This window comes from Variovorax sp. Sphag1AA, from assembly GCF_014192575.1.
Lineage (GTDB): Bacteria > Pseudomonadota > Gammaproteobacteria > Burkholderiales > Burkholderiaceae_C > Variovorax.
The window spans coordinates 65704-89796 of sequence record NZ_JACHYC010000006.1; the positions used below are offsets into that span (position 1 = coordinate 65704).

Annotated in this window: 21 protein-coding genes; 14 read left to right on the forward strand and 7 right to left on the reverse strand. The window is 66.0% G+C overall.

Going from position 1 to position 24093, the window contains the following annotated elements:
• Positions 1–51: 51 nt before the first annotated feature.
• Positions 52–1170, forward strand: coding sequence for a helix-turn-helix transcriptional regulator (locus FHW64_RS34765; RefSeq protein WP_184530575.1), 1119 nt, complete (start codon positions 52–54; stop codon positions 1168–1170).
• Between the two features lie 87 nt (positions 1171–1257).
• Positions 1258–3135, forward strand: coding sequence for a DNA helicase RecQ (recQ, locus tag FHW64_RS23130; protein WP_184530576.1), 1878 nt, complete (start codon positions 1258–1260; stop codon positions 3133–3135).
• On the opposite strand, the gene FHW64_RS23135 is transcribed toward recQ, so the two are convergent.
• A complete protein-coding gene (locus tag FHW64_RS23135) occupies positions 3132–4676 on the reverse strand; it encodes a S41 family peptidase (protein WP_260306295.1) in 1545 nt (514 codons plus the stop codon). The two genes, recQ and FHW64_RS23135, sit on opposite strands and share 4 nt — an antisense overlap.
• Positions 4677–4749: 73 nt before the next feature.
• On the reverse strand, positions 4750–7071 hold the full coding sequence (locus tag FHW64_RS23140) for an ATP-binding protein (RefSeq protein ID WP_184530578.1): 2322 nt from the start codon (positions 7069–7071) through the stop codon (positions 4750–4752).
• A gap of 121 nt (positions 7072–7192) precedes the next feature.
• Here FHW64_RS23140 and FHW64_RS23145 point away from each other — a divergent pair, with 121 nt between their 5' ends.
• From FHW64_RS23145 to FHW64_RS23155, 3 genes are all read left to right on the forward strand, one after another.
• Positions 7193–8392: a threonine ammonia-lyase gene (locus FHW64_RS23145; RefSeq protein ID WP_184530579.1), complete on the forward strand. Its 1200-nt coding sequence runs from the start codon at positions 7193–7195 to the stop codon at positions 8390–8392.
• 80 nt (positions 8393–8472) lie between these two features.
• Positions 8473–8625, forward strand: a complete 153-nt coding sequence (locus tag FHW64_RS23150; protein ID WP_184530580.1) for a hypothetical protein — start codon at positions 8473–8475, stop codon at positions 8623–8625.
• Positions 8626–8830: 205 nt separating this feature from the next.
• Positions 8831–10678 carry a phosphoenolpyruvate carboxykinase (GTP) gene (locus tag FHW64_RS23155; RefSeq protein WP_184530581.1) on the forward strand — a complete coding sequence of 616 codons (1848 nt, stop codon included), beginning with the start codon at positions 8831–8833 and terminating at the stop codon, positions 10676–10678.
• A gap of 92 nt (positions 10679–10770) precedes the next feature.
• On the opposite strand, the gene FHW64_RS23160 is transcribed toward FHW64_RS23155, so the two are convergent.
• Positions 10771–11193, reverse strand: a complete 423-nt coding sequence (locus FHW64_RS23160; RefSeq protein ID WP_184530582.1) for a hypothetical protein — start codon at positions 11191–11193, stop codon at positions 10771–10773.
• A gap of 109 nt (positions 11194–11302) precedes the next feature.
• On the opposite strand from FHW64_RS23160, the gene FHW64_RS23165 reads away from it, so the two are divergent.
• Positions 11303–12283 (forward strand): LysR family transcriptional regulator, encoded by a 981-nt coding sequence (locus tag FHW64_RS23165; protein ID WP_184531089.1) that lies wholly within the window; start codon positions 11303–11305, stop codon positions 12281–12283.
• Here the strand turns inward: FHW64_RS23165 and FHW64_RS23170 are convergent.
• The gene (locus tag FHW64_RS23170; protein ID WP_184530583.1) at positions 12280–12450 is read right to left on the reverse strand and encodes a hypothetical protein; all 171 of its coding nucleotides are present in this window, start codon (positions 12448–12450) and stop codon (positions 12280–12282) included. The genes FHW64_RS23165 and FHW64_RS23170 overlap by 4 nt on opposite strands.
• Positions 12451–12569: 119 nt before the next feature.
• Between FHW64_RS23170 and FHW64_RS23175 the strand changes: the two genes are divergently transcribed.
• Entirely contained in the window at positions 12570–13394 is an 825-nt protein-coding gene (locus FHW64_RS23175; protein ID WP_184530584.1) for a metallophosphoesterase, read from the forward strand.
• 7 nt (positions 13395–13401) lie between these two features.
• Here FHW64_RS23175 and norR read toward each other — a convergent pair whose 3' ends face one another.
• Positions 13402–14973, reverse strand: a complete 1572-nt coding sequence (norR, locus tag FHW64_RS23180; RefSeq protein ID WP_184530585.1) for a nitric oxide reductase transcriptional regulator NorR — start codon at positions 14971–14973, stop codon at positions 13402–13404.
• A 156-nt stretch (positions 14974–15129) separates the two neighbouring features.
• Between norR and hmpA the strand changes: the two genes are divergently transcribed.
• Positions 15130–16317: an NO-inducible flavohemoprotein gene (gene hmpA / locus FHW64_RS23185; RefSeq protein WP_184530586.1), complete on the forward strand. Its 1188-nt coding sequence runs from the start codon at positions 15130–15132 to the stop codon at positions 16315–16317.
• A 9-nt stretch (positions 16318–16326) separates the two neighbouring features.
• Here the strand turns inward: hmpA and FHW64_RS23190 are convergent, their stop codons facing one another.
• Entirely contained in the window at positions 16327–17868 is a 1542-nt protein-coding gene (locus FHW64_RS23190) for an alkaline phosphatase (protein WP_184530587.1), read from the reverse strand.
• A gap of 38 nt (positions 17869–17906) precedes the next feature.
• On the opposite strand from FHW64_RS23190, the gene FHW64_RS23195 reads away from it, so the two are divergent.
• Genes FHW64_RS23195 through FHW64_RS23215 form a run of 5 tightly spaced genes read left to right on the forward strand, consistent with a single transcriptional unit; the run spans position 17907 to position 22062 of the window.
• On the forward strand, positions 17907–19136 hold the full coding sequence (locus tag FHW64_RS23195; protein WP_184530588.1) for a nucleoside recognition domain-containing protein: 1230 nt from the start codon (positions 17907–17909) through the stop codon (positions 19134–19136).
• Positions 19137–19160: 24 nt separating this feature from the next.
• Positions 19161–19706: a flavin reductase family protein gene (locus FHW64_RS23200; RefSeq protein ID WP_184530589.1), complete on the forward strand. Its 546-nt coding sequence runs from the start codon at positions 19161–19163 to the stop codon at positions 19704–19706.
• The gene (locus FHW64_RS23205) at positions 19703–20209 is read left to right on the forward strand and encodes a BON domain-containing protein (protein WP_260306296.1); all 507 of its coding nucleotides are present in this window, start codon (positions 19703–19705) and stop codon (positions 20207–20209) included. The genes FHW64_RS23200 and FHW64_RS23205 overlap by 4 nt, the downstream gene beginning before the upstream one ends.
• Positions 20210–20252: 43 nt before the next feature.
• Positions 20253–21143 (forward strand): DMT family transporter, encoded by an 891-nt coding sequence (locus FHW64_RS23210; protein ID WP_184530590.1) that lies wholly within the window; start codon positions 20253–20255, stop codon positions 21141–21143.
• A gap of 4 nt (positions 21144–21147) precedes the next feature.
• Positions 21148–22062: a glutaminase gene (locus FHW64_RS23215; RefSeq protein WP_184530591.1), complete on the forward strand. Its 915-nt coding sequence runs from the start codon at positions 21148–21150 to the stop codon at positions 22060–22062.
• A 9-nt stretch (positions 22063–22071) separates the two neighbouring features.
• Here FHW64_RS23215 and FHW64_RS23220 read toward each other — a convergent pair whose 3' ends face one another.
• Positions 22072–23091, reverse strand: a complete 1020-nt coding sequence (locus tag FHW64_RS23220; RefSeq protein ID WP_184530592.1) for a LacI family DNA-binding transcriptional regulator — start codon at positions 23089–23091, stop codon at positions 22072–22074.
• 134 nt (positions 23092–23225) lie between these two features.
• Between FHW64_RS23220 and FHW64_RS23225 the strand changes: the two genes are divergently transcribed.
• Positions 23226–24092, forward strand: a complete 867-nt coding sequence (locus FHW64_RS23225; RefSeq protein WP_184530593.1) for a dioxygenase — start codon at positions 23226–23228, stop codon at positions 24090–24092.
• The last annotated feature ends 1 nt before the right edge of the window (position 24093 follow it).

A 24093-nucleotide genomic window follows, 5' to 3' on the forward strand; every position in this document is an offset into this window, starting at 1 on the left:
TCGAAGCCTCATATCATCCGACGCTGTTCTCCGAAGCCTCTGGAGAGTGCGGTGACCAATGTCTTGTCGCTCTACGAACTGGCAAACGCGGCTTCGCTGGATGCTGCGAAATGGCCCGCGCTGCTGCACCAGGTCGCCCAGGATCTCGGCGCTCTCGGCGGCGCCATCTTCACGCCCGGTGTCGACGCAACCGGGCCGCACCTCGGGATCGTCGAGGGAACCTCCACCAATCTGTCGGGCTACAAGTCCTACTGGGCGGCGCACGATCCGTGGCTCCAGGCAGTCGCCGGAAAGCACTTCTTCGAGACCGCGGGCGAAGTTCGCTTCGGGAGCGAGTTCCTTTCGGATGCGGGCGTCCAGCGCTCGATCTACTACAACGAATACGGGCGCTTCGGCGGCGCGGGACACAAGCTGGCCCTCAAGGTATGCGACGCCTCCGACCCGTTCGCCCCGGTCACGCACCTGGTGGTCGGACGCCCCTTTGGCGAGCGTCCGTTCACGCAGGAAGACAGGCACCTGGTGAGGCGTTACTGGGCCCCGGTCCAGCACGCGATACGCATGCACTGGCGGGTTTCTCGCGATTCGAATTCCCGGCAGGACCAGTCGATGGCGCTCGATGCCCTTCCTATGCCGGCGCTGGTCCTGCGGGAGGACGCTCAAATCGAATTCGCGAATGCGCCGGCACGGCAGCTGCTGCGCGACGGGGGCGGCGTGCGGCAGGTCCACAACTCGCTCGTCCAGGTGGGAAGCCTCGAAGCAGCCGATCTCCACGCGCTGGTCAGGCGATCGGGCCCTGGCCCAACCAAGGCCGATTCGCTGATCGCCGACGGTGGAAACATACGAAGACTGGTCGTGTGCGTGTCGCAGGTCCGCGAGTCGCCCGCCTATGCCGCCGCCTGGCCACGCGCCAAGGTCCTGATGGTCCTTCTGGACGGATGCGCCCGGCCGGAAGACGAGGTCCGTTGGCTCACCTGCCTGGGCAGTCATTTCAGGCTGACAACCGCCGAGCGTTTCATCCTTGAGCGCATCGCGGCGGGCAGGACGGTGGAAGAGATCGCACACGAGAAAAGCGTGATCCCGGCGACGGTACGCACCCATCTGACTTCCATATTCGACAAGACGGGGAGGCGCCGCCAGAGCGATCTGGTGCGGCTCGTGCACGGCCGCTAGCGCTTGCGACGGTTCGGAGACAATGGCGCTTCCGCCCGCACGGGAGGTGCGTGCGCCGCTCCAGCAGTCTCCAGAAGTACAACAGCCTTGTCCGCCCAGCCATCCGAATCCTTCGCCGCCGCGCCGGAACAGATCCTCCACGACGTCTTCGGCTACGCGCAATTCCGCGGCCCCCAGCAGGGGATCGTGCAACACGTCACCGCCGGCGGCGACGCGCTGGTGCTCATGCCGACGGGGGGCGGCAAGTCGCTGTGCTACCAGATCCCCGCGATCGCGCGGCACCGCACCGGCCAGGGCGTGACGGTGGTGGTGTCGCCGCTGATCGCGCTGATGCACGATCAGGTGGGCGCACTTCATGAAGCGGGCGTGAGCGCGGCCTTTCTCAATTCCACGCTGGACTGGCAAGAAACGCAGGAAGTCGAACGCCGGCTGATGCGCGGCGAAATCACCCTGCTCTACGCAGCGCCCGAGCGCGTGACGACGCCGCGCTTCCTCTCGCAGCTCGATTCGCTCAATGAGCGCGGCAAGCTCTCGCTGTTCGCGATCGACGAGGCGCATTGCGTGAGCCAGTGGGGTCATGACTTCCGCCCCGAGTACCGCGCGCTGACGGTGCTGCATGAGCGCTATCCCGGCGTACCGCGCATCGCGCTGACTGCCACCGCCGATGCGCTCACGCGCGCCGACATCGTGGAGCGGCTCCAGCTCGAGGAGGCGCGCCAGTTCGTTTCCAGCTTCGACCGGCCGAACATCCGCTACACCATCGTCGAGAAGAAGGACGCGACCACGCAGCTTCTGCGCTTCATCGAGCGCGAGCATGAAGGCGATGCCGGCGTCGTCTATTGCCAGTCGCGCAAGCGCGTCGAAGACGTGGCGCAGTCGCTGTGCGACGCGGGCATCAACGCGCTGCCCTATCACGCAGGCCTTGACGCCGCGGTGCGGCAGAAGCACCAGGACCGCTTCCTGCGCGAAGAAGGCATCGTGATGGTCGCGACCATCGCCTTCGGCATGGGCATCGACAAGCCGGACGTGCGCTTCGTCGCGCATCTGGACATGCCGAAGAACATCGAAGGCTACTACCAGGAAACCGGCCGCGCCGGTCGCGATGGAGAGCCGGCCGACGCCTGGATGGCCTACGGCCTGCAGGACGTGGTGAACCAGCGCCGCATGATCGACGAAAGCCCTGCCGGCGAAGAATTCAAGCAGGTCATGCGCGGCAAGCTCGATGCGTTGCTGTCGCTCGCAGAGGCCAGCGATTGCCGGCGCGTCAGGTTGCTCGCCTACTTCGGCGAGAACAGCGTGCCCTGCGGCAATTGCGACAACTGCATCACGCCGCCGCAGGTCTGGGACGGCACGGACGCCGCGCGCAAGCTGCTTTCCACGATCTACCGCGTGCAGCAGCAAAGCGGCATCAGCTTCGGCGCAGGACACATCATGGACATCCTGCGCGGCAAGACGACCGAGAAGGTCAAGCAGTACGGCCACGAGCGCGTCAGCACGTTCGGCATCGGGACCGAGTTCACCGAGCCCCAATTGCGCGGCGTGCTGCGGCAGTTGATCGCGATCGGCGCGCTGTCGGTCGACGCGCAGGCGTTCAACACCCTGCAGCTCACCGAAGGGTCGCGATCCGTACTCAGGGGCGAAACGCAGGTGATGCTGCGCGAATCGGTCTCGCAACCGGCAGAGCGAAAGAAGCGCGAAAAGGCATCGCGCGGTGCGCCCTCGCCGGCGGCCGCGACGCTCGATACGAGCGGCCAGACGCGCTTCGCCGCGCTGAAGGCCTGGCGCGGCGAAGTCGCGCGCGAGCACAACCTGCCGGCCTACGTGATCTTTCACGACGCCACGCTCGCAGCCATCGCGGAACGCGCTCCAGCGACGCTCGAGGATCTGCAGGGCATCAGCGGCATCGGCGCCAAGAAGCTCGAAGCCTACGGCGCGGATGTGCTGCGCGTCTGCGCGTCGTTCTAACCGGGGCTGTCCACCTGCGGCGACACGAGCCGGATTTCGCGGACCGGCGGGCGCACGAGATACGTCGTTCCAAGCGCCTCGGCCTTGCTACGCGTCGTATCGGCCTTGCTCGTCGATGGCGTCGGGCAGACGCCTGAGCTTCGCAGCGCCAATGCGGCGGCGAGTCGCCCTTCCGCCGGATCGCCCAGGGCGTGATCGAAGTCGTCCGCCACGGCGCAGGTAGGCGCAAAACCATCGCCGTAGTCACCGAAGCCCTGCTGGTTCACACCCTGGAACTGGATCGCGAAATAGGTGGTGCCGCAGTTGTCCTGCGGGAAAAAGCCGTAGGGCTTGCCGCAGGTCGCGCCACCAACGAGATTGACCGTGACGCCGACGCCGCGCAGGCTGTTGACCACAGACTCACTCGCCGAACAGGTATCGGGCCCGGTCAGCACGGTCACGCGCGAGAGGCCGAGTTGCGGCAGCGCCTGGCCCGCCGGCATCGAGAAGCCGCGCGACGTCGAATAGAACGGCACCGTCGCCTGGGCCGTCGTCACATGGAATGGATTCTTGCGATTGAACTGCATCCGCTCGAAGACGGTGCCGCTCGTCGCGGCCGCCGGCGCCACCATGTAGGCCAGCTCGCTCGCCACATCCAGGTAGCCGCCGCCGTTGTAGCGCATGTCGATCACGAGATCGGAAATGCCGGCACCCTTGAGCTGATTGATTGCGCCGATCAGCCCCACCTCGGCCGTCGCGAGGTGATCGTTGAAGAGCATGTAGCCGACCGGCCCGCTGGCGGTGGGGATGGTCTTCACGTTCTGCACGGGCGTGCGGGTGATGCTCGACGCAACCAGGCTGACGGTACGCTCGCTGCCGTCGGGCGCGCGCAGCGCGAAAGTGTGCGACTCGCCTACGTTGGCCGGGTTGAGGGCGGCGTTGAGCCCGGCGACATTTGCGCCCGCAGCGACGTCGATGCCGTCGATCGTGATGAGCTTCGTGCCGCGCACGATGCCCTGCTGCTCCGCCGGCGAACCTGGCTCCAGGTAGGCCACGCGGACGTCTCGCGGCGGCGCAGGGCTGAGGAATGCGAGCTCGAACCCATAGCCCACGTCGATGCCGCCCTGCGAAAGCGCGCGATAGCTGGCCGTGTCCTGCGTGAAGTGAAAGCGGTCCTTGGCCCGTCCGCTCGCGGTCAGCGCTGGTGTCTTGAGCGCGTTGAAGTAGTCGATCGGCGTCGCGTAGTTCGCGGCGACGAGATTGGTCGGCACTTCGTCGAACCACAGGTAGGTTTCGTCGATCCAGCCGCGGATCCAGGCTTTCTCGGTTTCGAATGAGCCCTGGCGATCGGGGAATGCCGCGCCGGTGTCGGGGTCGATGCCGTTGCGGGGCGCGGCGCACTGGCCCGCGACGGTCGACGACGCAACGATGGGATCGCTGGTGGTCGCGACGGGTACGGTCAGCGGCAATGCGACGCCGCCGCCTCCTCCTCCGCCGCCACCGCATGCGGCGATCGTTGCAAGCGCAGCCAATGTCATGACGCGGCACGCCGCGTCCAACATGCGGACTCCTCTCATCGATGAATCTCCCTGCGCACCGGAAGCCGCGCGCGGATGGTCTCGGATATGACGGGCTTCAGTGGACGAAGCCGATGCCGCGCGATTCTCGCACCTCGGGTTTGATGCGATGTTCGGCGTCGAGCTGATCCAGGAACTCGTTCGGCGAGAACTCCGCCGCAAGGATGTCGACCTGGCGCTTCACCGCCGCGAAGTCGCCGGGGCACAGCTGCTCGAGCTTCGCGAGGCGGCCGCGAATCTCGTTCGTCATCTTCGACGCATCGCCTTCGAGCGCCTCGGTGACGAACATGCGCTCGCGCTGTTCAGCAGTGAGCGGCATGAACTTGATCTTGAACGTAAAGCGCCGCAGCGCCGCCTGGTCGAGCCGATCGAGCAGGTTGGTCGTGCAGATGAAGATGCCGTCGAAGCGCTCCATGCCCTGCAGCATCTCGTTGACCTCGGTCACCTCGTAGGTGCGCTGTGCGCCACGACGATCCTGCAGGAAGCTGTCCGCCTCGTCGAGCAGCAGGACCGCCTTCTCGACTTCGGCTTCCTTGAACATGGCGGCCATGTTCTGTTCGGTCTCGCCGACGTACTTGCTCATGAGGTCGCTCGCCTGCTTGATGATGAGCGGCCGGCCGATGGCCTTGGAGATGTGTTCTGCGAGTGCGGTCTTGCCGGTGCCCGGCGCGCCGTAGAAGCACATCGTGCCGTGGCCGCGCACCTTGAGCGCCTCCACGATGCGCGGAATCTCGAAGCGCGTCTCGACATTGAGCATGTCGAGGTCGTAGGTGGTCACGCTTCGGCGCATGCCCAGGCCATCGAAGTTGCCGAGTGCGAGGTCGGCGTTCTTCAACTGGCGCTCGATGAGTCGCTCCATCGAGCGGCCGTCGCTGCTCGCGAGTTCGGCGAAGCGCACCGCCGTGCGGATCTGCGCAGGCGTCAGCCCTTTTCGCGCGGCCAGCTTTGCGGTGAATTCGTCCGACACCGAGACGCCTTCGAGTGTCTTGCGCACCAGCTGCTCGCGCGCACCCGGCGGCGGCGACTTGAGTTCGAGGTGATACGCGAAGCGGCGGCGGAAGGCCGGGTCGATCTGCTCGATGCGATTCGTGACCCAGAGCGTCGGCACCGCGTTCGATTCGAGGATCTGGTTGACCCACGCCTTGCCGCTCACGCTGCCGCTGGTCGGCGAAGGCACCTGCTCGGCGCGGGCCATGATCTGCGCGGCCTCGGTGCTGATGGGCGGGAACACGTCCTCGACTTCATCGAACAGCAGCGCCGCCTGTTCGCTTCCCTTGAGGAATACCTGCGCGATCTGCAGCGAGCGATAGCGGTCGCGGCCCGACAGCGAGTTGCCGTCGCGATCCGCATACTCGACTTCGAAGAGTTCCAGCCCCGCGGCCTGAGCGACCACTTTGGCGAGCTCGGTCTTGCCGGTGCCCGGCGGGCCGTAGAGCAGCACGTTGACGCCAGGCTCCTTGCGCGCGACGGCTGCGCGCAGCAGCGTGACGAGCATCTGCGCGTCTTCCTCGACGAAGGAGAAGTCGTGCACCGTCAGCGCGCTCTTGGCCGATGGGCGCGTGAACACCGCCATCAGCTCATTGCGATCGCGGTATTCGCGCATCAGCACGGGCGGCAGCTTCTCGCTGACCTTCATGAGATCGGCGAGATCGGTGATGTTGTGTTCGGAGATCAGGTTCTCGACGAGCCCGATGCGCTCCAGCCGCGAGCCGGCGCGCAGCGCCTCGCCCACCTCGCTCGCGTTGACGCCGGCCACTTCGGCAATCGCTGCATAGGCTTCAGGCGCGTTGTTGACCTTGAATTCGACCAGCAGCGAGCGCAAGTCGCGCTGGTAGCGCGCGAGCGTGCCGTACAGGAGCAGCGCGCGTTCGGCCTTGTTCAGCTGCAGCAGGCCTGCGAGCGCGTCGATGTTCTTTTCGACCAGCGTCGACTGCTTGCGCAACGCATGCGTAAGCCAGTCGCGCGTGACGGAGAGCACCGACAGCAGGTCCTTGGGCTGGTCCTTCGCGTATTCGTCGAGGTAGAAGAAGAGCGTGCCCTCTTCGTAGGGGCCGCGCCACACGCCGTGCCGCTCCAGCAGCGTGCGGCCGTCGTATTCGTCCACGCCCTTCCAGATGTCGTTCCCGAGGCAGCGCCGTGCGAGGAACTCACGCAGGCGCTGCAGCACGGGCAATGGCCACACGAGGTGTCGGCCGGTCAACGACAGGAGGCCGTTGAGGTCGCGGCGGATGTTGAAACGGGGCCCCTGCTTTGCGGCCAGCGTGAGCACGAAGTGCGAGCACATGAGCTCGAGCACCGGCGCTTCCTTGAGTCCGGGCGAAGGCAATGCATGGCCGCGGGAAGCCGCAGCCATGACATCGACGCCGGAACGCTTGACCATTCGGGGAACCTTCCAGGGGACAAACTGAATCTGGGAGCGACCATAGCGCAGACTTTTGGCTTCGGGAAGCCTGACGAAGAGTAAAAATCCCGATGTTGCAAATCCATCCACGTTGCCCGCAATGGTTCAAATCGAAGACATAGAGCAAGCCGCCCGGCGCCTCGAGGGGCAAATACTGGAAACCCCCTGCGTCGAGTCGCGCACGCTTTCGGAGATCGTGGGCGCGCAGGTTTTCCTCAAGTTCGAGAACCTGCAGTTTTCTGCTTCGTTCAAGGAACGCGGCGCATGTAACAAACTGGTCGAGCTCTCGGAAGCAGGCACGCGCGGCGTGATCGCGATGTCGGCAGGCAATCATGCGCAGGGGGTGGCCTATCACGCACAGCGGCTGGGCCTGCGCGCATTGATCGTCATGCCGCGCTTCACGCCGGGGGTGAAGATCGAACGCACGCGCGGCTTCGGCGCCGAAGTGGTGCTGCATGGCGACACGCTGGAAAGCGCGCGCGCCCACGCGCTCGAACTGGCGGAGCGCGAAGGCCTGACCTTCGTGCATCCATACGACGACAACCTCATCATCGCGGGGCAAGGAACGATCGCGCTCGAAATGCTCGACGAGGTGCCTGATCTCGACACGCTGGTCATCTCGGTCGGCGGCGGCGGTCTGATCGCCGGCATGGCCGTGGCGGCGCGGGCGCGAAAGCCGGACATCGAGATCATCGGCGTGCAGACGGCACGCTTCCCGGCCATGGTGAACGCGGTCAAAGGAACGTCCTACGCGCAAGGCACCAACACGATCGCCGAAGGGATCGCGGTCGGCACGCCGGGCGTGCTGACGCAGGAGATCATCGCCAAGCTGGTCGACGACCTCGTGCTGGTCGACGAGGGCGACATCGAGCAGGCGGTGCTGATGCTGCTTGAAATCGAGAAGACGCTGGTCGAAGGCGCGGGCGCGGCCGGGCTGGCGGCGCTGATCCGGCATCCGGAGCGATTCAGGGGCAAGCGGGTCGGGCTGGTGCTGTCGGGCGGAAATATCGACCCGCTGCTGCTGGCCGCCATCATCGAACGCGGCATGGTCCGGGCGGGGCGGCTGGCGCGAGTTCGCGTCAGCGCGCGGGACGTGCCGGGGTCGCTGGCCCATATCACGGCCACGGTAGCGCAAGCGGGCGCCAACATCGATGAGGTGCACCACCAGCGCGCCTTCACGCTACAAACCGCGCAAAACGTGGATGTCGAGTTGGTCCTGCAGACCCGGGGGCGGGAACATCTCTCCAGTGTGCTGGACGCGCTTCGGGCCGCCGGATTCGAAGCTGACGAGCAGCACTGAGGGTCTGGGAACCCCCTAGACGCCCAATTGCAACCCGGCCGGTAAAATACCCGCCAGTCCCGAGAACCCGAGGAAGAACGATGTCCCATCCCACCCCCGTTGAGCCCGGTCACGCCGCCGCCGTCGAAAAAGACGCGGTCGAGTCGGTCGTCCATCTCATGCCCCTGGTGTTGCCCATCGCCGGCGGCGTCCTGATGCTGCTCCTGGCGTCCATCGCCATCTACGTGGCCTGATTTTTTTCTTCGCGGGGCACTTCGTCCCCGCTCCCCGCTCCAAAAAAAGCCGGAGGCCGACAGACGGCCTCGGCGCAAGCGGGCATAAATGGCTGGTTGCGACCCGGCTTCTCCCCAAAAAGATTGAAACGTTTTCTCCGATGGATCTCGCTGCCGAGAGGCTGAGTCCCCTTTGAAAAGACGATTTTCAACTTAGGAGATTTTGATGAACGCACCGCTGAAGGGTCTTGCCATGCAGGCACCCTCCTATGTCAAGAACGCAAAACTGATCGCCTGGGTGGCCGAAATGGCCGCGCTGTGCAAGCCCGCCGCGATCCACTGGTGCGACGGCAGCACCGAGGAATACGACCGCCTCTGCCAGCAGATGGTCGATGCCGGTACCTTCAAGCGGCTCAACCCGGCCAAGCGTCCCAACTCCTACCTCGCGAGTTCCGATCCGAGCGACGTCGCGCGCGTCGAAGACCGCACCTTCATCTGCTCGGCCAAGAAGGAAGAGGCCGGCCCGACCAACAACTGGATGGATCCGGCCGAAATGCGCGCCACGCTCCAGCCGCTGTTCGACGGCTGCATGAAAGGCCGCACCATGTATGTGGTGCCGTTCAGCATGGGCCCGCTGGGTTCGCCGATCGCGCACATCGGCATCGAACTCTCCGACAGCCCCTATGTGGCGGTCAACATGAAGATCATGACCCGCATGGGCAAGGCCGTTTATGACGTGCTCGGCGATGACGGCGAGTTCGTGCCCTGCGTCCATACCGTCGGCGCACCGCTCGAAGCCGGTGAGCAAGACGTGGCCTGGCCCTGCAACAAGACGAAGTACATCGTCCATTACCCTGAAACGCGCGAAATCTGGAGCTACGGTTCGGGCTACGGCGGCAACGCGCTGCTGGGCAAGAAGTGCTTCGCGCTGCGCATCGCCTCCAACATGGGCCGCGACGAAGGCTGGCTGGCCGAGCACATGCTCATCCTCGGTGTGACCAACCCCGAGGGCAAGAAGCACCACGTGGCCGCCGCCTTCCCGAGCGCCTGCGGCAAGACCAACTTCGCAATGCTGATCCCGCCGGCCGGCTTCGACGGCTGGAAGGTCACGACCATCGGCGACGATATCGCCTGGATCAAGCCCAGTGCCGACGGCAAGCTCTACGCGATCAATCCCGAAGCCGGGTATTTCGGCGTGGCTCCCGGCACCAACCTGCAGACCAACCCGAACTGCATGGCCAGCCTGGACCGCGACGTGATCTTCACCAACGTGGCGCTGACCGACGACGGCGACGTCTGGTGGGAAGGCATGGGCGAAGCCCCCGCCCACGCGATCGACTGGCAGGGCAAGGACTGGACGCCCGCGATCGCCAAGGAAACCGGCGCCAAGGCCGCTCACCCGAACGCCCGCTTCACGGTCGCTGCGACCAACAATCCGGCACTCGACCCGGCATGGGACGACCCGAAGGGCGTCGCCATCGACGCCTTCATCTTCGGCGGCCGCCGCTCCACGACGGTGCCGCTGGTGACCGAAGCCCGCGACTGGGTCGAAGGCGTGTACATGGCTGCCACCATGGGCTCTGAAACCACTGCGGCTGCTTTCGGCCAGCAGGGCGTGGTGCGCCGCGATCCGTTCGCGATGCTGCCCTTCGCCGGCTACAACATGAGCGACTACTTCCAGCACTGGCTCGATCTGGGCAAGAAGCTCGCTGCCTCAGGTGCAAAGCTGCCGAAGATCTACACCACCAACTGGTTCCGCAAGGGCGCCGACGGCAAGTTCGTGTGGCCCGGCTACGGCGAGAACATGCGCGTCCTGAAGTGGATGATCGACCGCATCGAGAACAAGGCCGAGGGCAGCGAGCACGTTTTCGGCGTCAGCCCCCGCTATGCAGACCTCAACTGGACCGGCCTGGACTTCAGCGCCGAGCAGTTCGAAACGGTCACCAGCATCGACAAGGCCGCATGGCAGGCCGAGCTGAAGCTGCACGCCGAGCTGTTCCAGCAACTGGCGCACCATCTGCCGAAGGAACTGCCGGCGACCAAGGCCGCGATCGAGCAGCGCCTCGCTGCTTGAGGCCAGCTAGCGCAAACAAAAAAGCCGCCCGAGGGCGGCTTTTTTTATTGGCCCGCTTCCGCGCGGGGCAGTCGACTGACCAGGCGACCAGATCAGGCAGCTTCCTGACGGCTGGCGATGACCTGCAGGTCGCGCAGGATGCGCGGGTCGTACTTCGCGTAAGCCAGGAATTGCGCGTCGGCACGGGCGGCAGCACGGCGGCGCGCGCTCTTGCGAGTGGCGACGATCAGGCGCTCGGCCAGCGAGCGGGCGGTGCCGGCAAACAGCGCGATGGCAACGAAGGCCACGCCCCACAGCACGGCCCAGGCAACCAGAAGGCCCCCTTCTTCCGTGGTGGACATGAGCCGGTCGGCGGCGACCAGAACCGACGAAACGATCGCGGCCAGCAGCAGCGCGGCCAGACCGCGAGCGCCGTCGAAGCCGCGGCGGGCAGTGCGGACCTGATTGATCACGGCCTCGGCGCGAACAACGCCGGGATGGTTGGCAGGGGTCTCTACGTGTACGAAGCTTGTCATGATGTTTTCCTCCAAGATGGACGCAAGTCCGGGAACGATGGTCTGATATTAGGGGTTACCCTAGTGTTTTGCCAATTTATCTTCTTGATGTTTACCATTCATAGCGATGATGGATGTCAACTTCCGCACACTGGACCTGAACCTGCTCCGCGTCTTCGACGAGGTGATGGCCGAGCGAAATCTCACACGCGCCGCGCGAAATCTCTCCATCACCCAGCCTGCCGTCAGCAATGCCCTGCGGCGCCTGCGCGATGTGCTGGGTGACGAACTGGTCCGCCGCTCTGGTGCCGGCGTCGAGCCCACGCCGCGCGCCCTGGCGCTCTGGCCTGCGGTCCGCGATGCGCTGCGCCAGTTGCAGCACACGCTTGCACCCGGCGAGTTCGATGCCGGCGCTGCCGACACCAGCTTCCTGCTGGCGATGGCCGACGCAACAGCCGCGGAACTCATGCCGGGCCTGGTCGAGATCGTCGAAAACGAGGCGCGCGCCGTGTCCCTGCGCGTCCTGCCACTCACCACGCGCGATCCGCGGCGCATGCTCGAGAACGAGGAAGTCGACATGGCGATCGGCTATTTCCCCGCCGTGATCGCCAGTCTTGCCGCCCGAGGCCAGTCGGAGGTCGGAACCCCTTTCGAAACCATGCGCCTGTACGTCGGCGAATACGTCTGCGTGATGCGGAAGGACCATCCGCTGGCGTCAGCACCCCTGACGCTCGACGCCTATTGCACGGGGCGCCACCTGCTGGTGAGTTTTTCAGGACGGCCGTACGGCTTCATCGACCAGACGCTTGGCGCGCTCGGACGCGAGCGCCGCATCGTGGTCACCGTCAATCAGTTCTTCACTGCCGGCCGGGTGGTTGCCAATTCGGACCTGCTGACGGTCATGCCGCGCCACTTCGTGCGGGTGACCGGCATTCAGGACCAGCTCGTCCTGCGCGACCTGCCTTTCGAGCAGCCGCCGGTGCATGTGGATGCACTCTGGCACCGCCGCGCGCAACATGGGCATGCGCATGAATGGCTGCGGCAGGCCTTGTTGCGGTCCGCCGCCGCTGCGTTTGCGGGGACGGCACCGCTGTCGAGAAACCCCGTTTAGCGGATGACGCTCAGCCAGGCGCTGGCGGCTGCGCGCAGTTCCTGCGCATGATGTGCGTCCGTTCCGGCGCGGCCGTCGGCGGCTTCCATCAGCGTGGTGGCCAGATTGGCATTCGCAGGGCTGGAGGAACGGAAGAAACGTGCCACTTGGGCAAGCAAGGTAGACATGATGGTGCGCGGTGACGCGCTCCTGAAATGATGATGGGTCGTAGATTAAGGGTTTTCCCTAGATACTCAAGCCCGAAACTATGCGTCTCATGCATAACGCCCTCACCTAGACTGCATCCATGAAGCTCCAGCTCCTCTCAGACCTCCATATCGAAGTCCATCCGAAGCTGGAGATCGCTCCTGCGCCAGACGCTGATCTTCTGGTGCTCGCGGGCGACATAGGCTCCTATCAACCTGGATCACGGCTGTTGGAATCCGATTTCGGCCTTTCCCGGTTTTCACCGCGCCATGGATGGCCGGTTCCGGTGATCTACGTGCCGGGCAATCACGAATACGACGCAGCCGATTTCGACGAAGTCCACGGCCGGCTGCGCGAACTCTGCGACGCGCTGGATATCGGCTGGCTCGAGCGCGAAACCCGCGTCATCGATGGCGTGCGCTTCATCGGCACCACGCTCTGGGCCGATTTCGACGCCCTCGTCGAGCCGGCCGACACGATGACCGAGGCGCTCAAGAAGCGCGGCAAAGCCATGCGGGCCGCCAACTTCTATCTGGAGAAGGCGGCCACGGTCCGCCACGGCGAGACCTTCCTCGCCGAGCCATTGAGAGAACAGTCGCTGGCATGCCAAGCCTGGCTGCGCGATGCGCTGGCGCAGGACTTCGATGGCACGACGATCGCCATCACCCATTTCGCGCCTACGCTCGCCAGTGCCGATCCGCGCTACGGCCTCACACCGGGCACCGCCGGCTTCTGCAACAACCTCGACGAACTGCTGCCTCGCGCGGATCTCTGGCTTCATGGGCATCTGCACTGCCAGTTCGACTATGTGAAGGACGGCTGCCGCGTGATCGCGAATCCGCTCGGCTACATGTCTAAGGGCGAGCAGGAGAACTTCCGCCCGGACCTCGTCATCGAGGTGCCGCCCCCGCGCCCCAAGGGCTGAGCGCGCTTCAGCGGCCCTTGTCGGTCGGCACGCCCAGGCGCTTGGCGAGGCGTGCGAGATTCCCGCGATCCATCCCCAGCGAGCGCGCCGCGGCTGCCAGGTTGTGATCGTGGCGGCTCAGCGCGGACGCGATGAGCTCACGCTTGAACCCATCCACTGCCTCGCTCATCGGCCCGATGGCTGGCGCCTCCGACGATCCGATTTCTCGCGCTTCGACAGCCTCTGCAAGTGGCCGGACCTGCGGCAGATCAAGGTCCTCCGCCACCAGACTCAGGATGCGCGGCCGCCGCGGCTGCCGGCCAAGCGCCTTCAGCACGCTGCGGCCCAGCAAGTGCTCCAGTTCGCGAACATTGCCCGGCCAGTCGTAGCCGAGCAATGCAGTCTGCGCGCTCGTTTCCAGTCGCAAACCGCCAAGGCCCAGACGCGACCGGTTCTCTTCGAGAAAGAAACCGGCCAAGAGCAGCACGTCCCGCGCCCGTTCGCGCAGCGGCGGCACCTGGAGCGGATAGGCGCTCAGGCGGTGATAGAAGTCCGCGCGCAAGCGCCCCGCACGCACCTCTTCGGCGAGATTGCGATTCGTCGCGGCGATCAGCCGCACGTCCACGTGATGCTCGCGATCGGAACCGAGTCGCTGCAATTGCCCACTCTGGAGCACGCGCAGCAGCTTGGCCTGAACCGGCAGGGCAAGTTCGCCGACCTCGTCGAGGAACAGCGTGCCGCCATCGGCCAGCTCGAACTTGCCGGGCCGCTCGCCCACCGCGCCGGTGAAAGCGCCGCGCACGTGGCCGAAGAGTTCGCTCTCGACCAACGTCTCGGGCAGCGCTGCGCAGTTGAGACTGACCATCGGCCGCGCCGCGCGCTTCGAGGCGGCGTGCAGCGCCTCGGCGACCAGTTCCTTGCCAACGCCCGTTTCGCCCTGGATCAGCACCGTCAGGTCGCTGCCGGCAACCAGCTCGATCTCCTTCTGCAACTGACGCATCGGCGGGCTACGGCCGATCAGCGTGCGTGTGCGCGGTGCGGCCGCAAGGCGATAGCCCTCCGCACGGAGGCTCTCTTGCACGACGCGGGATTCGAGTTGTTCGATATGCCCGGTGACGCTCACGGTCGCCGCAGCGAGGCTGGCAAAGGATTGCAGCGCATCGAGGTCCTGACGCGAGAACCGCTCCGGCGTCAGCGCATCCAGCGTCAGCAGCCCCCAGGGCTTTTCGTCGAGCCGGATCACGCACCCCATGCAGTCGTGCACCGGGAGGTGGCCTTCATGGCCCTCCACCAATCCGTCATAGGGATCGGCGAGCGGACTGTCCGCTGGAAAGCGCAGCGGCCCGGGCGCCTCAAGCAACGAAGCAAATCGTGGATGCTCGTCCACGCGGAAGCGGCGACCGAGCGTGTCGGCACTCAATCCGTCGACGGCGAGCGGCACCAGCCAGCCCTCGTCCAGACGCAGCAGCGCGGCGGCGTCGCAAGGCATGAGGAAGCGCAGCGCCTCCAGCAGCCGGCGATAGCGCTCGGCACCGGGAAGCTCGCGCGCAATGTCGGCCACCAGCGGGATGATGGCCTGGAGCAGTGGCTGGGAGTTCATGTCAATCCGACACGCATGAAGTCAAAACGACAGCATCCTACCGCTGTCAAGAAGACATCACTCCTGCGCAAGTCATTGATTCATAAGGACCGGCCGCCTGGAACGGCGCTTGCAATCTCCTGGGCATCCGCATCTCACTTCAAGGATCTGGTTCCCATGCTCACGACGCAACAGAAAGCCATCATCACCGCCACCGTGCCCCTGCTCGAGACCGGCGGCGAAGCGCTCACGACCCACTTCTACAAGATCATGCTGGGCGAGTTCCCGGAAGTGCGCCCGCTCTTCAATCAGGCGCACCAGAGCAGCGGCGAGCAGCCGCGCGCGCTGGCCAACGGCGTGCTCATGTATGCGCGCAACATCGACCGGCTCGAAGCGCTCGGCGACCTCGCGGGGCAGATCGTCAACAAGCACGTCGCGCTGCAAGTGCAGCCGGAGCACTACCCGATCGTCGGCACCTGCCTGCTGCGCGCGATTCGCGAGGTGCTCGGCGCGGAGATCGCGACCGATGAGGTCATCGCCGCATGGGCCGCTGCCTACCAGCAACTGGCCGACATCCTGATCGGCGCCGAGAAGGCCGCGTATGACGCCAACGAGAAGGCGCCGGGCGGCTGGCGCGGTGCGCGCGATTTCAAGATCATCCGACGCGAAGTCGAAAGCGACGAGATCACCTCGTTCTACCTGGAGCCGGTCGACGGCCAGCCGGTCGTGGACTTCCAGCCCGGCCAATACATCGGGTTGCGTCTGCAGGTGAACGGCCAGGAAGTCCGCCGCAACTACTCGTTGTCGGCAGCGCCGAACGGCAAGACCTACCGCATCAGCGTGAAGCGCGAGAACGGCGGTGTCGCATCGAACCATCTGCACGACGACGTGCAGGAAGGCGCCACGATCGAGTTGTTCCCACCGGCAGGCGCATTCACGCTCACGAACAGCGACCGCCCGCTGGTGCTGATCAGCGGCGGCGTCGGCATCACCCCGACGCTCGCCATGCTCGAAGCTGCGCTGAAGACATCGCGCCCGGTGCACTTCATCCATTGCGCGCGCACGCGCGGCGTGCACGCGTTCCGCCGCACCATCGATGCGCTGGCGCACAAGCATCCGCAGTTGCAGCGCTTCTACTGCTACGAGGAAGCCCCGGCCGACAAGGCCGAGGCGCCGCACGCCGTCGGCCGCATCGACGCGGAAAAGCTCGCGCAATGGCTGCCGGGCGACAAGCGCTCGGTCGAGGCGTATTTCCTCGGACCGAAGCCTTTCATGCAGCAGGTGAAGCGCGCCCTCAGCACGATCGGCGTGCCGGACCAGCAGGCGCGCTACGAGTTCTTCGGACCGGCTTCGGCGCTGGAGTAAGCCCCGCGGTCAGGCGGCTTGCACGCCCGGCCGGCCCGCTTCCACCACGTAGCTCGCCTGCGTCGCGAACGTGGCGCGCTCCTGTACCGGGTGCTCCGTCGTGCGGAACTCGCACTGCATGCGCCCGGGCGTGAGTTCGAAAAGCGCATATCCGCGTTCGTCGCCGCGGGCATGCTTCACGTCGGGGTTGTCGCGGCGCATTCGGTCCATCGATGCCCGACTCGCGCCGCGCGATGTGATCGAGCCGCCGACGAACTCGGTGGCGACGATCGGCGAGGCTCGATCGTTCGGCCGCACACGCAGATCCGCCGCGACATGCCGATGTACATCGCCGCCTAGCACCACGAGATCTCGCGCGCCGGCGCTTTCCGCCCCTTGCAGGAAGCGTCGGCGGGCCTCTGGATAGCCGTCCCAGCCATCGGTCCAGACCTTGCGGCCTTCGGGCGCATCGAAGCCGGTCGCGCTCATCTGCGTGGATTGGCCGACCAGCTTCCATTGCCGCGTCGAGCCTGCGAGCCCCTGCTTGATCCAGCGCTCCTGATCCGCGCCAAGCATCGTGCGCTTCGCATCGTCGAGCTCGGCACATTCGACCAGCGTGCGACCATGGTCGCGCTCCGGATCGGGGCAGGCGTGATGGCTGCGGAATTGCCGGCAATCGAGCGTCCAGAGTTCGGCGAGTCGACCCCAGGCAAAGCGATCGTGGATGCGCATTGCCGCGCCCTGCGGGGGCAGCGCGAGTGGCATGTGCTCGAAGTAGGCCTGGTAGGCCGCCGCACGACGACGCAGGAAGCGTTCGGGCTCGGTGTACGCCGGGTCGCGATCGTCCGCGTAGTCGTTGACGACTTCGTGGTCGTCCCAGGTCAGGATCCACGGATGCGCAGCATGCGCGGCCTGCAGATCGGCATCGCTCTTGTACAGCGCATGGCGGTCGCGGTATTGGTCCAACGTGTGCGGTGTCTTCGTCCCGTGCTGGCGGACTGCGTTGCTCGGGTTGCTGCCTTCGTAGATGTAGTCGCCGACGAACAGCACGAAATCGAGATCGCGCCCGCCGATCTCCCGGTGCGCCGCGTAGTAGCCCTGCTCGTAGTGCTGGCACGAACCCAGCGCGAATCGCATGCGCCTGACATCCGCGCCCTCGGCCGGCGCGGTGCGCGTATGGCCGACCTTGCTCACCGCATTGCCGCAGGTGAAGCGGTACCAGTAGTCGCGCTGCGGCTGCAGGCCCTGCGCGATCACGTGCACGCTGTGCGCGCGCGATGCATCCGTCACCGTTTCGCCGCGCGCGACCGGGCGGCGCAGTTCCGCATCCGCAAAGATCTCGTGCTTCACCACGAGGGCGCTGTCACCGATCGCATCGTCCGCTTGCGAGGGCACGAGTCGCGTCCACAGCACGACGCTGTCCGGCCGCGGCTGCCCGCTGGCCACGCCGAGCCCAAACGGATTCGCAGACCAGCGCGGTGCGCTCTGTGCCCGCGCGCGCAGGGGCGCGGCCATGCTCCCGAGCGCCAGCCAGATCGCGGCGCGATGGAGTTCCCTTCGAGTGATGTTCATGGCCACGATTGTCGGGCTCGCGCCCCTATGATCGGCGCGTGCTCAACGGCTTGTGGCTCGGTTTCTTCCTGACGGCGGCGGTGGCCGCGCTTGGCCGCTGGCTGATCGGCGGCGACGCTGCCGTCTTCGCCGCACTCGTCGAGAGCCTGTTCGCCATGGCCCGCCTCTCGGTCGAGGTGATGGTGCTGCTCTTCGGCACGCTCACCCTGTGGCTGGGCTTCCTGCGGATCGCCGAAGCGGCAGGCATCGTGGACCTGTTGGCGCGCCTGCTCGGGCCGCTCTTCCGACGATTGATGCCCGAGGTGCCGGCCGGTCATCCCGCGCTGGGACTGATCACACTGAACTTCGCGGCCAACGCGCTCGGGCTCGACAACGCGGCCACGCCGATCGGTCTCAAGGCGATGCGCGAGTTGCAGACGCTCAACCCGAGCTCAACGACCGCGAGCAACGCGCAGATCCTGTTCCTGGTGCTCAATGCGTCGTCGCTCACGCTGCTGCCGGTCACGATCTTCATGTACCGCGCGCAGCAAGGCGCGGCCGATCCGACGCTGGTCTTCCTGCCGATCCTGCTTGCAACCAGCGCATCGACGCTGGTGGGCCTGCTCTCGGTCGCTTTCATGCAGCGGCTCCGGCTGTGGGACCCGGTGGTGCTCGCCTACCTGCTGCCGGGCGCGCTGCTGCTGGGCGCGTTCATGGCGTTGCTCGCCACGCTGTCCTCGGCTGCGCTGGCGTCGCTTTCATCGCTGCTCGGCAACCTCACGCTCTTCGGACTGATCGTCATCTTCCTTCTGGCCGGTGCGCTGCGGCGGGTGAAGGTGTACGAGAGCTTCGTCGAAGGCGCGAAGGAAGGCTTCGACGTCGCGAAGAACCTGCTGCCGTATCTGGTCGCGATGTTGTGCGCGATCGGCGCCCTGCGCGCTTCGGGCGCATTGGACATGGCGCTCGAAGGCATCCGCTGGCTGGTCGCACGCACGGGGTGGGACACACGTTTCGTCGACGCGCTGCCGACTGCACTGGTCAAGCCTTTCTCCGGCAGCGCGGCACGCGCGATGCTCATCGAGACGATGAAGAGCCAGGGCGTCGACAGCTTTGCCGCGCGCGTCGCCGCGATCATCCAGGGCAGCACCGAGACCACTTTCTATGTGCTCGCGGTGTACTTCGGCGCAGTCGGCATCCAGCGCGCACGGCATGCAGTGGGCTGCGCGCTGCTGGCTGAACTCGCCGGCGTGGTTGCCGCGATCGCCGTCGGCTACTGGTTCTTCGGCTGAGCAAGCCCGGCGCGTTCGTGCCGGATGGGCCAGAATAGCCGTCTACTTTCCCCCTGCTCCGTGACCGCTCCCGCCCAGGCGAAACCGCCTACCTTCTCGACCGACGAATTCCGCACATCGCTTGGCATGTTCGCCACCGGCGTGACCATCGTCACCGCGCGCTCGGCAAGCGGCGCGCTCATCGGCCTCACCGCGAACTCGTTCAATTCGGTGTCGCTCGATCCCCCACTGGTGCTGTGGAGCCTCGCGCGCAGGGCGGCCTCGATGGCCGCTTTCAGTGCCGGATCGCACTACGCGATCAACATCCTCTCGTCCAGCCAGAAGGATCTGGCGGAGCGCTTTGCATCGAAGAACGTCGATCGCTGGGCGCAGGTCGCCTACACCGAAGGCGTCGGCGGCGCGCCTTTGCTCGAAGGTGCGGCCGCATGTTTCGAATGCTTCAACCGCAGCCGCTACGACGAAGGCGATCACGTGATCTTCGTCGGCGAGGTCGAGCGCTGCACCCACATCCCCGGCGCTTCGCCATTGCTCTTTCACGGCGGACGCTTCTACACCGAGCACCCGCTTTGAAGGCCCGCACGCGCGCCCGATGCCTGATCGCGGCGATGGCTGCGAGCGCGAGCGTCCAGGTCGCGTACGGCGCGGACGAAGCGCGGACCAATTTCTTCGACGACCCTTTCTTCCAGATGTCGTCCGGCCTTGCGGGCTGCCCTGCACCGCTCGGGCCGCTCTACACGCAGGCCGAGGTTCGCTCGCAGATGCATGCCCGCCTCGAACGCGGCACGAGCTGCTGGCTCGAAGGCCGCTGCAAGGACAGCAACGCCTACCGTTACGACAAGACCATCGCGCCGCAGGTACGCAAGGCGCTCGACGGCGTCTCGGGCGTGCGCCGCGGCAGCGTATGGGTGATGGTGCAGCGGCGCTGGATCTACCTGCAGGGCTGCGTTCCAGACAGGCGCACGCGCGAGCGGCTCGAGAAAAGCGCGCGCGCGGTGCCCGATGTGGAGAACGTAGTCAACGACCTCATGATCGGAACGCGCGACAAACCTGGCTATCCGCTCGCCTCGCCCTGAGCCGCGCCAACAAAGACAACGAACAAGAAGAGACAAACACCGAATGACCGACCGCAAGGACCACCTCGACTCCCGCGCCACCGCCCTCCTCCTCGCCTGCTGCGCCTTCTGGGGACTGCAGCAGATCCTGATCAAGACCACCGTCGCCGAAGTGCCGCCGCTATGGCAGGCCGCCATCCGCATGAGCGGCGCGGTCATGCTGCTGTGGCTGTGGTGCCGCTGGCGGGGCGTTCCGCTGTTCGAGCGCGATGGCACCTTGAAGGGCGGGCTGCTCGCCGGTGCGCTGTTCGCAGGCGAGTTCACCTGCATCTACCTCGGGCTGCAACGCACCAGCGCGTCGCGGCTCACCGTGTTTCTCTACACCTCGCCCTTCGTCGTCGCGCTGCTGTTGCCGCGCTTCGTGCGATCGGAACAGCTGCGCGGCGTTCAATGGATCGGCCTCGCGATTGCCTTCTGCGGCGTGGTGCTGGCCTTCAGCGAGAGCTTCGGCCACAGCACTTCGGGGCAGCTCCATGGCGATGCGCTGGCGCTGATGGCCGGCATTCTCTGGGGGCTGACGACGCTGGCGATCCGCACCACGCGGCTCGCAACCGCCAGTGCGGAGAAGGCGCTCTTCTATCAAATCGCCGTCACGGCGCTGATCCTGCCGGTGCTGTCGCTTGCGCTGGGCGAGCAATGGGGCTTCTCGTATTCGGGCTACGCCTGGTTCTCGATCGCGCTTCAGACGGCGATCGGGGCTTTCGCGAGCTACCTCGCGTGGATGTGGATGTTGCGGCACTATCCGGCGACGCGCATTTCGTCGTTCACCTTTCTCACGCCGCTCTTCGCGCTGGTGTTTGGCGTGGTGCTGCTGTCGGAGCCGCTCACGCTGCAGTTGATGCTTGCGCTGGCTGGCGTGGCACTGGGCATCGTGCTGGTCAACCGGCGGGTATGAAACCATGAAATTCCAGCCCATCCTGGACGCGATCGACCGAGAGATCCGGCCCTTGCTGGGCGCGGAAGGCGCTGTCGCGAGCTACATCCCCGCGCTCGCGCGCGTGCCGGCAACGCAGTTCGGCATCGCGCTGCACACGCGCGAAGGCGTGGAAGCATGCGCGGGCGACGCATCGACGCCGTTCTCGATCCAGAGTATTTCCAAGCTGTTCACGCTCACACTCGCCATGCGCTACCTCGGCGATGCGCTCTGGGAGCGCATGGGTCGCGAGCCTTCGGGCAACCCGTTCAATTCGCTGGTGCAACTCGAGCATGAACAAGGCAAGCCGCGCAATCCCTTCATCAACGCCGGCGCCATCGCGGTTGCAGACCGTCTCGTGAGCCGGGGCCACGCCAAGGCCGAGCTGCTGGCCTTCATGTCGGACCTCTGCGGCGAGGCCGTCCAGTTAGACGAGGAAGTCGCTGCTTCTGAAGCGGCGACGGGCTTTCGCAACATCGCGCTGGCCAACTTCATGAAGAGTTTCGGCAAGATCGACAACGCGGTCGGCGAGGTGCTGGCGCTGTACTTCAACCAGTGCGCGATCCACATGGACTGCCGGCAGCTCGCGCGGGCGTCGGCCTTCCTGTGCCGCGACGGCGCGCACCCGTTTGACGGCAAGCCCGAGATCACCACCGAACGCCACACGCACCGCATCAATGCGCTGATGCTCACCTGCGGCACCTACGACGCAGCCGGCGACGTGGCCTTCTCGATCGGCCTGCCCTGCAAGAGCGGCGTGGGCGGTGGCATCGTCGCGGTGGTGCCGGACCAGCTCACGTTGTGCGTGTGGTCGCCGGCGCTGGATGCGACGGGCAATTCGCTGCTCGGGCTGAAGGCGCTCGAACTGTTCGTGGCGAAGACCGGGCTTTCGATCTTCTGAGGATTCCGCTCAGGACTTGCGCGTCGATTCGCGCACGATGAGTTCGGGCCGCAGGACCACCGTGGAGGCCGAGAGCGACTTGCCGTCGATCTCGTCGAACAGCATCTCCGCAGCGCGCCAGCCAAGCTCGCGGTGCGGCAGGCGGATGGTGGTGAGCGGCGGGTTCACCATGTCGACAAGCGGCATGTCGTTGTGCCCGGTGATGGAGATGTCGCGCGGCACCTCGATGCGACGCTCGCGCAGCACGTCGTAGGCGCCGAGCGCGACGAGGTCGTTGCAGCACACCACCGCATCGGGCCGCTCGTTCTCGTCCAGCAACTTGCGCATCGCGGCGGCGCCGGCTTCGCGGGAGTAGCCCTCGCATTCGGCGACGCAGGCCATCTCAAGCCCTCGATCGCGCAGCGCCTGCTCGACGCCCTGGCGGCGCGCCACGCCGGTCGGGACGTCCTGCGGGCCGGCCAGGTGCGCGATGCGGCGATGGCCCGTCGCGACAAGGTGATCCACCGCGAGCTTCATCGCGAGTCGGTCATCGCTGACCACCGCCGGGAGGCGGCCGCTTTCGTCGGCACGGTTCACGAGCACCGCGTGCATGCGCTCCCTGGCGATGAAATCCACCAGCGGATCGTCGCGCGTGGCGATCGCCATCACGAGCCCGTCCACGCGCTGCGCGAGCATGCGCTCGACGATGGGCTGCGCCAGCACATGGTCGGCCACGTTGGCGACGAAAACGAAGAAGCCGCGCGCCGCAGCACTGGCTTCGATGCCTTGCAGGATCGGCGGAAACACCGGGTTGGTGATGTCGGGCAGCAGCACGCCGATGGTCTGCGTGCGCCCGGTACGCAGCGCCGACGCCGCGCGGTTGGGCCTGTAGCCGAGCCGCTGCGCCGCCTCTTCAACGGACCGCAGCACCTCGGCGCTGATGAGGCCGCGCTTGTCCGGATTGAGCGCGCGCGACACCGTCGACACATGCACGCCCGCCGCCTGGGCGACGTCGCGAATGGTGACGGTGGAAGACTGGTTTGGGCGCATTGATGCAAACGTTTGGTTTCGCGAAGTCCCTGCTCAAGACCCATACCTGATAGGGGTCGAGGGAATTCCCGGATTCTATGCGCCCGCTGGAAAATCGAATAATATGCAAACGATTGCAGCAACCTTTTCCCACCATGAACATCGTCACCACCCCAGATTCGGTGCTCGAGATGGCGACTCGCGCCATGGACCGCACCCCTGATCCGCGTCTGCGCACCGTCATGCAGTCGCTCACGCGCCACCTGCATGCCTTCGTGCAGGAAGTGAAGCTGACCGAAGAGGAGTTCGAGCGCGCGCTCGGCTTCATCGTCGCCATCGGGCAGGCCAGCGGCGAGAAGAAGAACGAGGTCGTGCTCGCCGCTGATCTGCTCGGCGTGTCGACGCTGGTCGCACTGCTCAACAACCAGGACCCGCAGGGCGAATCGCCCGCCGCGCTGCTCGGGCCGTTCTGGCGCGCGAACGCGCCGGTGTGCGATTCGGGCGAGAGCATCGCGCGCTCGGAAACGCCCGGCATCCCGCTCGAAGTCTCGGGCACGGTGCGCAACGCAGGCGGCCAGCCGATCGCGGACGCGACGGTCGACGTGTGGCAGGCGTCGCCGGTCGGGCTCTACGAGAACCAGGACGAGTCGCAGGAAAACATGAACCTGCGCGGCCGCTTCAAGACCGACCGCGAAGGCCGCTTCCATCTCAGGACCGTGCGGCCCGCCGGCTATCCCGTGCCCACCGATGGGCCCTGCGGCGAGTTGCTCAGCGCGCAGCAGCGGCACCCCAACCGGCCGGCGCACCTGCACTTCATGGTGAGCAAGCCGGGGCACAAGGTACTAATCACGCAGGTCTTCGCGGACGACGACGAGAACCTGGAAAGCGATCCGGTCTTCGGCGTCACGCGCCGGCTGATCGGCCGCTTCGAGCCGCAGGAAGGCGCGAACCACGCCACGCTGCAGCACGACTTCGTGCTGGAACCAGGCGAAATGAAGTTCCCGCACCCACCGATACCTTGAA